Below are 12,261 nucleotides of genomic sequence, written 5' to 3'. Positions count from 1 at the left end.
CTGGACCGTGACATCCCGCCCCGGCGCCCGGGTCGGGCACGGCGTGGGGGCGCGCCGCCGCGCACCCCCCGCCCCCCCGGCCCCCCCCCCCCCCGCCCCCCCCACCACGCCGGCATGTAGCCGGTGCAACACCGGGATCACACCAGCACGTAGCCGGCGCCATACCGGCTCGAGCAGGGTGCGCTACCCCAGCTTCGCGGCGATGATCTGGTTGACCTGCGCCGGATCCGCCTTGCCACGGGTCGCCTTCATCACCTGGCCCACGATCGCACCGGTGACCTTCTTGTTGCCGGCCCGGTACTTCTCCACGATGTCCGGGTTGGCCGCCAGGGCGTCCTCCACGGCCTTCTCGATGGCACCGTCGTCACGGACGACCTCCAGGCCGCGCGCGGCGACGACCTCGGCGACCGTACCCTCCCCCGCCAGGACACCGTCGACGGCCTGGCGGGCGAGCTTGTTGGTCAGCTTGCCTTCCTTGATCAGACCGACGACCTCGGCAACCTGCGCCGGGGTGATCGGCAGGCCCTCCAGGTCGGTTCCGGCCTCGTTGGCTTTCTGTGCCAGGTAGGCGACCCACCAGCTGCGGGCCTCGGCCGGGGTGGCACCGGCCTCGACGGTGGAGATGATCAGGTCCAGCGCCCCGGCGTTGACCAGGTCCCGCATCTCCTCGTCCTTGAGACCCCACTCCTCCTGGATGCGGGCGCGTCGGATCCACGGCATCTCCGGTAGCGTCTCACGAATCTCCTCGACCCACTCGGACGGGGCGAGCACCGGGGGCAGGTCCGGGTCGTTGAAGTAGCGGTAGTCCGCCATGGTCTCCTTGACGCGGCCCCGGGAGGTGCTGCCGTCGGCCTCCTGGTAGTGGCGGGTCTCCTGGATGATCTCCACACCGTTGACGATGCAGGCGGCCTGACGCTGCATTTCGAAGCGCACGGCCTGCTCCACCGACTTCAGCGAGTTGATGTTCTTCGTCTCGGTCCGGGTACCGAACTCGGTGGTGCCGTTGGCACGCAGCGACAGGTTGGAGTCCACCCGCATCGAGCCCTGGTCCATGCGGGCATCCGACACCTCGAGAGCCTTGACCAGCTCTCGCAGCGCGGTGACATAGGCGCGGGCGATCTCCGGGGCACGTTCCCCGGCACCCTCGATGGGCTTGGTGACGATCTCGATCAGCGGGATCCCGGCGCGGTTGCAGTCCACCAGGGACGCCGTCGCGCCGTGGATGCGTCCGGTCGCACCACCGAGGTGGGTGAGCTTGCCGGTGTCCTCCTCCATGTGGGCGCGCTCGATCTCGATGCGCCACTCGGTACCGTCGTCCAGGACGATGTCGAGGTAGCCGTCGTGGGCGATGGGCTCGTCGTACTGGGAGATCTGGTAGTTCTTCGGCTGGTCCGGGTAGAAGTAGTTCTTCCGTGCGAAGCGGGAGTACGGGGCGATATCGCAGTTGAGGGCCAGGCCGATCTTGATGGCCCATTCCACACCCTGACGGTTGACGACCGGCAGAGCGCCGGGAAGACCCAGACTGCAGGGGTCGACGTTGGTGTTCGGGTCGTCGCCGAATTCTGCGGAGGACGCGGAGAACATCTTGGTCCGCGTCGCGAGTTCAACGTGGACCTCCATCCCCATCACGGGGTCGAAGCGCTCCAGCACCTCGTCATAGTCCATCACATCATCGGAGTAATCGTTCACCACGGCAGTCATGTTGTCCCAGTCTAGTTCACGTTGGTTGAGCTGTCGGCAGCAGTGCCCGGTGCGTTCTCCGGCGCGCTGTGAGGTGCGTTGCCCGCCACTCCCCGACGCTTGTCGGCGGCCCGGCACAGTGCGGCGAACACCGCTCCGGAGAGGTTGTGCCACACCGAGAAGATCGCACCGGGCAACGCGGACATCGGCTCCATGTGTTGGGCGGCAAGTCCGGCCGCCAACCCGGAGTTCTGCATACCGACCTCGATGGCCATGGTGCGGCGGGTGGACACCGGCTGGCCGGTGATTTTGCCGGCGCCGTAGCCGAGTGCAAGACCAAGGAGATTGTGCATCATCACGGCGACCAGGACGAGCAGTCCGGCCTCCAGGAGGTTGTCCCGGTTGCCGGAGACCACGATGGCCACGACGACAGCGATGGCGACCACGGAAATCCACGGCAGTGCGGGCAGCAGGCGGTCGACGATACCCGGCAGCAGCAGGCGAAGGACCAGGCCTGCGACGACGGGCACGAGGACGATCTTGACGATGTCGAGTGCCATGGCACCACCATCGAGCGGCATGTATTCGCCAGCGAGCCACAGGGTCAGCAGCGGGGTGAGAAGCGGTGCGAGCAGAGTGGACACCGAGGTCATCGCCACCGACAGGGCCAGGTCGCCGCGTGCCAGGTAGGACACGACGTTGGAGGCGGTGCCACCGGATGCGCAGCCGACCAGGACCACGCCGGCGGCGATGGCCGAGGGCAGTCCCAGGACCCAGACGACGAACAATGCGGTCAACGGCATGATCACGAATTGGGCGATCACACCGATCAGCACCGGGAGAGGGCGCTTGACGACCAGGGCGAAGTCGTGGGGCTTGAGGGTCAGGCCCATGCCGAACATGATCAGGCCCAACAGCCAGTTGACCCAGCCGGAGGTGGCCGAGGCGAGGTCGTCACCGCCGAAGAAGCCGACGACACCGCCGATGATCACCAGGATCGGGAATCCGAGGGTGGCGATGTAGGCACTGCGGTCCTGGGCGGGGGACTCTGCAGTCGGAGAGGACGGGGAAGAAGACACGGTACGGAGCTACCTTTCACGGCAACATCGGCCACGGGGTGTGACCTGAAGTAGATGACTTTCGCGGTGAGGCACACCTTACAATCCGCCGTTTCCCTCCGGGCCACCTCCCCCGAACCCGATGACCCAATGTCTACACAAGTCTCCACATGCCTCCACACCCCCTTGACCTGTAGCCCCTCCAGGGCCATAGTTAACGTACAAGTTAATTAAGGAGTTGGTTATATGGAGTCAGAGGAGCGCCTGTCGCTCCTGTTCTCCGCACTGGCCGATCCGACCCGCCGGGCGATCCTCGCCCGCCTGTCACGCGGACCGTCCAGCGTCGGCGACCTCGCCGCACCGTTCGATATGAGCGCACCGGCGATATCCCGGCACCTCAAAGTGCTGGAGAAGGCAGGACTCATCAGCCGCACCACCAAGGCGCAGTGGCGCACGATCGACATGGACGCCGAACCACTTGACGAGGTCACCGCGTGGATCGACAAACAGAAGCGCGAATGGAACCTGCGCTTCGACGCCCTGGACGCCCACCTGGAGACGATGAAGCAAGAACACCACCACGATCACCACGAGAAGGAGAAGAACGATGACCACCCCTGAATTCACCATCACCCGAACCTTCAACGCCCCCCGCGAACTGGTCTGGAAGGCCTGGACCGACAAGTTCGAACTCGCCCACTGGTTCCACCCGATGGGTGTCACCGCAGAGTCCGTGTCGGTCGACCTGAGGGTCGGCGGGCGCTACCGCTACACCATGGTCAACGAGTCCACCGGCGAGGAGTACCCCACCGGAGGCGAGTACCTGGCGATCAACCCGGTCGAGAAGCTCGTGTTCAGCTGGGGCCACCCCGACGCCCCGGTCGAGGGCACCCCGGTGATCACCCTGGACCTCGCCGAACGCGGGGACACCACCGAGATGACCTTCCACCTCAGCGGTATCGCCGGCGTCCCCGGCGACGCCCACGTCTACGACGGGTGGGACGAGGCGCTCACCAACCTGGAGAACGCCCTGGCCACTGCGTGAACAGAAGCTGCGTGACCTGAAGCTGCGTGACCGGAAGGTCAGCCGATCAGCGCCGCTGCGGACTCGTAACGGTGCTGCGGCACCACCTTGAGGTCACCGACCGCCTCGCCGAAGGAGACCGGTTCGATCTTCTCCCCGTGCAGGGCGACCACCGTGCCGGTGTCCCCACGCAGCGCCGCCTTGGTGGCGTGCACCGCATAGCGGGTGGCCAGCACCCGGTCGAAGGCTGTCGGGGTACCACCACGCTGGATGTGACCGAGCACAGTCGAGCGCACGTCAGTGTCCAGCCGGTTCTCGATCTCGTGGGCGATCTTCGCGCCGATGTCGTCGAACTTCTGGTGGCCGAACTGGTCGATCGCCCGCTCGCCGATCTCCATCGTCCCCTCGGCCGGGAGGGCGCCTTCGGCGACGACGATGATCCCGTACTTCTCCCCCAGCTGGAAACGTCGGGCCATCCGACGGCATACGTCGTCGATGTCGAAGGGGACTTCGGGGATGAGGATGTCGTGTGCCCCGCCGGCCATACCGGCGTGCAGCGCGATCCAGCCGACATGGCGCCCCATGACCTGGACGATCATCACCCGGTTGTGGGATTCCGCGGTGGTGTGCAGCCGGTCGATGGCGTCGGTGGCCACGGCGACGGCGGTGTCGAAACCAAAGGTGTAGTCGGTGGCGTTGACGTCGTTGTCGATGGTTTTCGGGACACCGACCACCGGGATGCCGTTGTCGTGCAGCCACTGGGCACCCTTGAGCGTTCCCTCGCCGCCGATGGCGATGAGCACGTCGATCTCTGCGTCGGCGAGGTTCTCCTTGATCCGGTCCAGGGAAGCCTTGAACTTCTCCGTCTTCAGCCGTCCGGTGCCCAGGATGGTGCCACCGCGGAGGAGGATCCGGTCGATGTGCTCGTCGTCGTAGAGCTGGATGCGCCGGTCCTCGACCAGCCCCTGCCAGCCGTCCTCGTAGCCGATCACCGTCGCACCCCGGTTGGCGGCGGTCCGCACCACTCCCCGGATCACGGCGTTGAGTCCGGGGCAGTCCCCGCCACTGGTCAAGATCGCGATACGCATGGGACTGATCCTAGTCGGCCTCAGGCGGGGCCGCTTCCTTCCCGTGCGGCGTGCAGGTTGTTGCGTGACATCAGCGAGGCCACCACACCGACGAGCATCATCGCCGCCGGTGCAAGTACCGCCAGGCCAAAGGCTGTGCCCGGGTCGGCGTCGGGCTGCCCCAGTCGCCACTGCATCAGTGCGCCGACCACGGCCACCCCCACCACCGAACCGAGCTGGCGGGTCTGGTTGTAGACCCCGGAACCTGCCCCCATCTGGTGGAAGGACAGGTCGCGCATCGTCGAAGCAGAGTTCGGTGCCCAGACGAAGGCATTGCCCACCCCCAGCCCGACCAAGGGGATCACCGTCCAGTAATGGTGGATGCCGGAGGCCATGACCACCGTCATCCCCACGATCGACAGGGCCATCATGGCGAAACCGAAGGCGCCCAATCCACGGGAGCTGTACTTGTCGGTCATCCGGCCGACGATCGGCGACAGGATCAACGACGTCACCGCCTGTGGTGCCAGCATCAGCCCGGCGCCGAGCGGATCCAGTCCGTGGACCTGCTGGTAGTAGAGGGTGAACGGCAGCGGGACGCTGGCCACGGTGAAGCCCATCCCGACGATGCCGATATTGCCCAGGGAGAAGTTCCGCACGGTGAACAGGCTCAACGGCATCAGTGGGTCACGGCCCCGGCTCTCGGCGACGACCTGTTGGCGGACGAACCAGATGAACAGTGCCAGCGACACCGCCATCATTCCCCAGATCCACCACGTCCAGTGCGCGTTCTCACCCTGCTGCAGGGCGAATACGAGTAGGAAGACCGCGGCGACCGACAACAGGATCGACAGGGTGTCGATGCGCCGGGCCGACGGCGGGAACCGCGGCACCCACATCACCACCAGCGCGATCGACACCACGCCGATCGGGATGTTGATGAAGAAGACCCACTCCCAGCCGATGGTGCTGGTGATCACCCCGCCGAGGATCGGCCCCAGCAGAGTCGAGAGTCCAGCGGTCGCACCCCACACACCCAGCGCCGAGCCACGCTTGGCCCGCGGGAAGATCCGGTTGATCACCGCCATCGTCTGCGGGGTCAGCATCGCCGCACCGAGTCCCTGGACCGCGCGTGCGGCGATCAGCTCCGGCATGCTGTCCGCCAGTCCGCACCACAGCGACGAGAGGGTGAAGACGGCCATGCCCACGCAGTAGACGTTCTTCGGGCCGAAGCGGTCGCCGAGGCGCCCGGTCACCAGCAGTGGCACAGCGAAGGTGAGCAGGTAGGCAGAGGTCACCCAGACGACCTCGTTGTAGCTGGCGTCCAACTCCCGCTGGAACACCGGTGATGCCACCGCCACGATCGTCTGGTCGAGCAGGATCATGAAGAACCCGGTGCACAGCGCGAAAAGTGCTGGCCACGCCCGGTTCGCCGGCAGCGGCATCTGCGGGTAGCGGGGATCCGTGCGTTCAGCGGAAGTGTCAGTCACGAGAATCCAGTCTGCCACGTCCTGCGTCTCAACGGACCCCTAGACTCCCAGGAGTCGGCGCAGTTCCGGCAGCGCCTCCCGGAACGGCGGGATCAGCGGAAGCTCCTCCACCTCGTCGATGGGGCACCATGCCAGGTCCGCGCTCTCCGCAGTGGGAAAGAGATCGAGCGGGGTCGCCGCGGTCCCCAGCACCGTGGTGTAGGTCCACTCGGTCACCGTCTCGTCCGGGGTTTCCCAGCACAGCTGCCCGTTCATCGTGGTCACCAGCAGGTTGCCGGTCTCCGGATGGCGGACGCGGTGGTGACGGATCGCATCCAGCAGGGAACTCCCCCTCGACACCGAGTCGGTCACCGGGGCGGCCAGGGGCATCTCTTCCTCGGTCAACGGCACACGGACCAGGACATGGGTCAGCTCGGCACGCGCGGTCACCAGGGATTCGGTGACGGTGACATCGCCCGGGTCGACCCCGGTCTCCTCCTGGGTCTCCCGCAGCGCAGCGGACTCCGCGTCCTCCCCGACCTCCACCGCCCCACCGGGAATCCCCCAGGTGCCGCCGAAGTTCGTCCACGCCGCGCGGTGCTGGACCAGCAGCAGGGTGGTGTCGTTCTCCCTGGTGGTCAGGAAGAGTCCGGCGGCGCCGAGGGTGCCCCAGCGACGCACGCCGTCAACGCCTACCGCCCAGCCGTCTCCGTGGATCTGCTGTGTTGCCATGTCCGCGAGAGTACCCCCGTCAGCGGATGTGGTGCCGGAGCCGGAGCCAGAATCGGATCCGGAATCGGATCCGGATCTGGAACTAGTGTCGGCCAGCCTCGTAGGCGGCACCGACGCGGTAGAGCCGGTCATCGCCGTGGGCCGGACCCATGATCTGCAGGCCGACCGGCAGACCGGTGTCGGTGGACAGCGGGCCCGGTACCGACATGCCGCACACGCCGGCCAGGTTCAGCGGCAGGGTGCACAGGTCGAAGAGGTACATCGCCAGCGGATCATCCGCCTTCTCCCCCAGCGCGAAGGCCGTGGTCGGGGTGACCGGGGACACCAGCACGTCGACCTGCTCATAGGCCTTGGCGAAATCCTGGGCGATGAGGTTGCGGACTCGCTGCGCCTGCAGGTAGTAGGCGTCGTAGTAGCCCACCGACAAGGCGTAGGTGCCCAGGATGATGCGGCGCTTGACCTCCGGGCCGAAGCCCTCGGCGCGGGTCATGGACATGACCTGGTCGGCGGAGTGGTGACCGTCGTCGCCACGGCGCTGACCGTAGCGCATGCCGTCGAAGCGGGCCAGGTTGGAGCTGACCTCACACGGCAGGATCAGGTAGTAGGCGTTCAGCGCGTACTCGAAGCTCGGGCAGTCGACCTCGACGATCTCCGCGCCCTGGCTGGTGAGCTGCGCCAGGGATGCCTGGTAGCTCTCCTGGACGCCGGACTGCATGCCCTGGACGTCCTGCAACTGCTTGACCACACCGATCTTCACGCCGGAGAGGTCGCCGTTGGAGCCCTGACGGGCAGCCTCGACGACCGGGGCGACCGCACGCTGCGAGGATGTCGAGTCGTTGGCGTCGTGGCCGGCGATGACCTCGTGCAGCAGTGCGGTGTCCAGCACCGTGCGGCCGGTGGGGCCACCCTGGTCCAGGGAGGACGCACAGGCCACGAGTCCGTAACGCGACACGGTGCCGTAGGTCGGCTTCACGCCGACGGTGTTGGTCAGCGCTGCCGGCTGGCGGATGGATCCCCCGGTGTCGGTACCGATCGCCAGCGGCGCCATACCCGACGCCAAAGCGGCCGAGGAGCCACCGCCGGAGCCACCGGCGGTCCGGCTCAGGTCCCAGGGGTTGTGGGTGGGACCGTAGGCGGAGTTCTCGGTGGAGGAACCCATGGCGAACTCGTCCATGTTGGTCTTGCCGAGGATCGGGATGCCGGCCTCACGGATCTTGCGGGTGACCGTGGCGTCGTAGGGGCTCATGTAGCCCTCGAGCATCTTGGACGCACAAGTGGTCGGCGCATCGGTGGTGGTGAAGACATCCTTCAGCGCCAGCGGGACACCGGCCAGCGGGGAGGCCACGTCACCGGCGGCAATGTCCTTGTCGACCTGTTCGGCGGCGGCGAGTGCCTCATCGGCACCGACGTGCAGGAAGGCGTGGACGTCTCCGTCCACGGCACTGATGCGGTCGAGGTGGGCGCGGGTGGCGTCCACGGAGCTGATGTCGCCGGTGTGGATCTTCTCGGCCAGGTCGGCTGCGGTCCAGGTCGTCAGGTCCGAGTCGTCCCGGGCCCCGACGGTGTAGGTCGTAGTGTTCACGTCACTCATTTCGCTGTCGTCTCGTCGGGTTCTACTCGCCCAGGATCCGGGGAACCTGGAAACGCTGCTGGGCCTGCTTCGGCGCCTGGTCGAGGGCCTGTTCGGCGGTCAGCGAGGTCTGCGGGACGTCCTCACGCATCACCGACACCGCACCGTCGACGTTCTGGGTCGGGTGGCTCAACGGCTCCACGCCCTCGGTGTCGACCTCGCGCACGGCGGCGACGGTCTCGACGATATCGTCGATCTGACCGGCGTAGTGGGCGATTTCTTCCTCGCTCAGGTCGAGGCGGGCGAGCCGGGCGAGGTGAGCGACCTCGTCACGTGAGATCTCGGACACTGATGGGTCCCCTTTTCGTGTTCGCAGTATGTACCCCGACCACTCTAGTAGCACCCGCGTCCAAGGGGTACGCTTACCCCGGTTCGCTACACTTGTGGCGACAGGTCGCCGTACGGTCCACCGGGCCGACGATGACCACCTCTTGTCCACTGAATGTCCACTCAACCCACAAAATCCGAGGTCACTCTTGTCCTACCTGATGCGCGTCCGTCTCCCCGATGTTCCCGGAACCCTGGGACTCATCGCCGCTACCCTGGGCACCATCGACGCGGACATCCGGAGCGTGGACGTCGTCCAGCACGACGAGGAGGGGATGGTCGTCGACGACATCGTCGTCGATCTCCCTGCCGGACGGTTGGCGGACGCCCTGATCAGCGCAGCCCAGGAGGTCGACGGTGTCTACGTCGACTCGATCCGGCCGTTCTCCGGGACTGTGGACCGCCGGGGCCAGATCAGCCTGCTGGCGGAGGTCGCGCGGCACCGCCGGCGTCCGACCGAGTCGCTTCAGCGGCTGATGGACGCCCTGCCGAAGACGATGTCGGTGCAGTGGTCGGTGATCCTCGGTGCCGATGAGAGCACCCGGCGCATCGCCGCGTCCTCGTCCGCCCCGGAGGACGACGGTCGGGTGCTGTCGGAGACCCCGGTCACCGCGCCGCGTGCATTGACCGACCGGGACACCTGGGTGCCGGAGAGCTGGACGGTGATGGACTCTGCGCTGGCTGCCACCCCGCTGCGCGGCACCGGCTACATCCTGATCGTGGGGCGTCCCGGCGGCCCCGATTTCCTCCTGTCGGAGATCGAGCACCTCGGCGAGGTTGGCGAGATCCTCGGCGCCTTGCTGAGCTGATCCGACAGGACGCCGGACGGCCACTGTTCCCGCCTGCACAGTGGCCGGCCTGCTACTCCCCTGACGGCGCGAGGAAGAGCTGGTAGGAGGGGTTGTCGGTAACCTCGGCGAAGGGGAAGCCGAGGGCGGACAGGTGCTCCTCGAAGTCGGTGGACCGGGCGTCCTCGAAGGCGGCTAGGATACGTCCGTAGTCCATGCCCTGGCTGCGGTAGTGGAAAGCGGTGATGTTCCAGTTGGTGCCGAGCACCTCCAGGAAGTGCACCAGCGCACCAGGGTGCTCCGGGAACTCGAAGGAGAACATCCGCTCGTCGACGAACGCCGGGGGCACACCACCGATCATGTAGCGGATGTGTTCCTTGGCGACTTCGTCGTCGGAGAGGTCGACGACGTCATAACCGGCTCCGGCCAGGGCATCGGCGATGGCGTCCCGTTCGTCCTTACCCTCCTTGAGCTGGACACCGACGAAGATCCGGGCGGGCTGACCGGTCGCACCGTCGCCGTCGCCGCTACCGGGCTGACCACCGTCGCGACCGTCGACACGGTAGTTGAACTCGGTGACCATCCGGCCGTTGAGCACCTCACTGAAGCGCAGGAAGGCCCCCTGTTCCTCGGGGATGGTGACCGCGAAGATCGCCTCGCCACCTTCGCCGAGCTCTGCGCGCTCGGAGATGTAGCGCAGGGTGTGGAAGTTGAGGTTCGCACCGGACAGGACGTTGACCAGTGTCTCGTCCTGGATGTCCTTGGCCGAGGCGTATTTCTTCAGACCAGCCAGCGAGACCGCCCCCGCCGGCTCGGCGATCGCCCGGTTGTCGTCGAAGAGGTCCTTGATCGCCGCGCTGATCTCGTCGGATGTCACCGTGACGACCTCGTCGAGGTAGTCACGGCACAGGCGGAAGGTCTCGGTACCGATCTTCCGGACGGCGACACCCTCGGCGAAGAGGCTGACATGGTCGAGTTCCACCGGCTCGCCAGCCCACAGGGCGGCGGTGAGGCAGGCGGATTCCTCGGGCTCCACACCGATGACCTGGATTTCCGGGTTGAGTTCCTTGATCAGCACGGCCACTCCGGCGGCCAGGCCACCGCCACCGACCGGCACGAAGACCCGGTCGACGTGCCCGGCCTGGAAGATCTCCAGTCCGATGGTCCCCTGCCCGGCGATGACCGCCTCGTTGTCGAAGGGCGGCACGTACTCGAGCCCCTCCTCCTCGGCGAGCTGGCGGGCCCGGGCCTGGGCGGCGTCGAAGTTCTCGCCGTGAAGGACTACCTCACCGCCGAAGCCGCGGACGGCGTCCACCTTGATCGAGGGGGTGGTCACCGGCATGACGATGACCGAGCGGATACCGAGTTCCTGGCCCGACAGCGCCACACCCTGGGCATGGTTGCCTGCCGAGGCGGTGACCACACCGGGGCAGCCCCGCAGCTGGGACATGCGGTTGAAGGCACCGCGCAGCTTGAAACTGTGCACCGGCTGGAGGTCCTCACGCTTGACCAGCACACGGTTGCCGGTGCGTTCCGACAGCCCGGGCATCGCCTCCAGCGGGGTGTGCCTCGCGGCGCGGTACACGGGTGCGGCGACAATGTCCCGCAGGTACTCCGCCGATGTCTTCGGGGTCGCCGGGGCTTCCGGGGTGTTCGGGGTGTTCGCTGCCGAGTTAGCCATAGTGCTTCATCGTACTGAAGGGTCCCGCTCAGGCCTGCAGCGGCCAGGAGGTGTTCACTGTCGCTGCACGTTCCGGCTTGCCCTGGTTCTCGAAGTACTCCTTGAGACTGGACTGTGTCTCGTAGTGCCAGGTGGCCTGGTTGACCATGAGGTCGTCGGAGGTCATCTCGGTGATCTCCGGGTAGGCCCGCGCCAGTTTCCAGGCCACGCGGGCGGCGGCCAGGGCGTCCGCGGTCGCCTCGTGGGCGTTACCCAGGGTGACCCCGTAGTGCTCACAGACCCGTTCGAGCTGACGCCCACCCTTGCGGAAACGGTCCTTGGCCTTGTCGATCACCAACGGGTCGACCACCGGGCCGTCCACGGTGAACGTGGGCTCCAGGGAACGCAGCACGGTGAGGTCGTAGCAGGCGTTGTACACGACCAGGGTCGCCCCGGCCTTCCACCCGTCCCGGATGCGCTGGATGGTCTCGGCAAGGACCTCGTCATGGGGCCGACCGTGCTCCTGGGCGTACTCGGTGGAGATGCCGTGCACCTTGGAGGCCCCCTCCGGGATCGGGATCCCGGGGTCGGCGAGCATCTCCAGCTTGTCGACCTCTCGTCTGTTGATCGTGATCAACGCACTGGTCACGATGCGGGCGGCGAGCGGGTCGGTGCCGGTGGTCTCGAGGTCGAAACTCAGCAGTCGGGTCGGGTCGAAGTGTGCGGCGGTCGTCATGACTGCCACTCTATAGGCCCCCTCGGACACGAACTGTCGCAGCACAAGAGCGAACCCCGGGCATGCACGAAAACCGGCATGCCCGGGGCA

At 66.9% G+C, this 12,261-nt stretch carries 12 protein-coding genes; 3 read left to right on the top strand and 9 right to left on the bottom strand.

What is annotated here, in order from left to right; genetic code table 11:
• Nucleotides 1-183: 183 nt before the first annotated feature.
• Nucleotides 184-1,701, bottom strand: a complete 1,518-nt coding sequence (gene gatB / locus ACTXPP_RS12295; protein ID WP_301496166.1) for an Asp-tRNA(Asn)/Glu-tRNA(Gln) amidotransferase subunit GatB — start codon at nt 1,699-1,701, stop codon at nt 184-186.
• Nucleotides 1,702-1,712: 11 nt separating this feature from the next.
• On the bottom strand, nt 1,713-2,759 hold the full coding sequence (locus ACTXPP_RS12290) for a bile acid:sodium symporter family protein (protein ID WP_443342390.1): 1,047 nt from the start codon (nt 2,757-2,759) through the stop codon (nt 1,713-1,715).
• 225 nt (nt 2,760-2,984) lie between these two features.
• Between ACTXPP_RS12290 and ACTXPP_RS12285 the strand changes: the two genes are divergently transcribed.
• The gene (locus ACTXPP_RS12285; RefSeq protein WP_301496162.1) at nt 2,985-3,359 is read left to right on the top strand and encodes an ArsR/SmtB family transcription factor; all 375 of its coding nucleotides are present in this window, start codon (nt 2,985-2,987) and stop codon (nt 3,357-3,359) included.
• The gene (locus tag ACTXPP_RS12280; RefSeq protein ID WP_301496160.1) at nt 3,346-3,783 is read left to right on the top strand and encodes an SRPBCC family protein; all 438 of its coding nucleotides are present in this window, start codon (nt 3,346-3,348) and stop codon (nt 3,781-3,783) included. Before ACTXPP_RS12285 ends, ACTXPP_RS12280 begins: the two co-directional genes overlap by 14 nt.
• Nucleotides 3,784-3,821: 38 nt before the next feature.
• On the opposite strand, the gene ACTXPP_RS12275 is transcribed toward ACTXPP_RS12280, so the two are convergent.
• The 5 genes from ACTXPP_RS12275 to gatC form a co-directional block, all read right to left on the bottom strand.
• On the bottom strand, nt 3,822-4,850 hold the full coding sequence (locus tag ACTXPP_RS12275) for an ATP-dependent 6-phosphofructokinase (protein ID WP_301496158.1): 1,029 nt from the start codon (nt 4,848-4,850) through the stop codon (nt 3,822-3,824).
• Between the two features lie 20 nt (nt 4,851-4,870).
• Nucleotides 4,871-6,274 carry a DHA2 family efflux MFS transporter permease subunit gene (locus ACTXPP_RS12270; RefSeq protein WP_443342392.1) on the bottom strand — a complete coding sequence of 468 codons (1,404 nt, stop codon included), beginning with the start codon at nt 6,272-6,274 and terminating at the stop codon, nt 4,871-4,873.
• A gap of 84 nt (nt 6,275-6,358) precedes the next feature.
• Complete coding sequence (locus ACTXPP_RS12265) at nt 6,359-7,030, bottom strand: NUDIX domain-containing protein (protein ID WP_301496156.1); 672 nt, start codon at nt 7,028-7,030, stop codon at nt 6,359-6,361.
• 82 nt (nt 7,031-7,112) lie between these two features.
• On the bottom strand, nt 7,113-8,621 hold the full coding sequence (gene gatA, locus ACTXPP_RS12260; RefSeq protein WP_301496154.1) for an Asp-tRNA(Asn)/Glu-tRNA(Gln) amidotransferase subunit GatA: 1,509 nt from the start codon (nt 8,619-8,621) through the stop codon (nt 7,113-7,115).
• A 22-nt stretch (nt 8,622-8,643) separates the two neighbouring features.
• On the bottom strand, nt 8,644-8,949 hold the full coding sequence (gatC, locus tag ACTXPP_RS12255) for an Asp-tRNA(Asn)/Glu-tRNA(Gln) amidotransferase subunit GatC (RefSeq protein WP_301496152.1): 306 nt from the start codon (nt 8,947-8,949) through the stop codon (nt 8,644-8,646).
• A 187-nt stretch (nt 8,950-9,136) separates the two neighbouring features.
• On the opposite strand from gatC, the gene ACTXPP_RS12250 reads away from it, so the two are divergent.
• Nucleotides 9,137-9,796, top strand: coding sequence for an ACT domain-containing protein (locus ACTXPP_RS12250; RefSeq protein ID WP_443342386.1), 660 nt, complete (start codon nt 9,137-9,139; stop codon nt 9,794-9,796).
• A 52-nt stretch (nt 9,797-9,848) separates the two neighbouring features.
• Here the strand turns inward: ACTXPP_RS12250 and ilvA are convergent, their stop codons facing one another.
• Both ilvA and ACTXPP_RS12240 read right to left on the bottom strand, forming a co-directional pair.
• Nucleotides 9,849-11,456: a threonine ammonia-lyase, biosynthetic gene (gene ilvA, locus ACTXPP_RS12245; protein ID WP_301520559.1), complete on the bottom strand. Its 1,608-nt coding sequence runs from the start codon at nt 11,454-11,456 to the stop codon at nt 9,849-9,851.
• Nucleotides 11,457-11,484: 28 nt separating this feature from the next.
• Entirely contained in the window at nt 11,485-12,171 is a 687-nt protein-coding gene (locus tag ACTXPP_RS12240; RefSeq protein ID WP_301520560.1) for a 3'-5' exonuclease, read from the bottom strand.
• Nucleotides 12,172-12,261: the final 90 nt, after the last annotated feature.

It is taken from the genome of Candidatus Corynebacterium faecigallinarum (assembly GCF_052264515.1).
GTDB classification, from domain to species: Bacteria; Actinomycetota; Actinomycetes; order Mycobacteriales; family Mycobacteriaceae; genus Corynebacterium; species Corynebacterium faecigallinarum.
This window is presented reverse-complemented; position numbering and strand designations above follow the sequence as displayed.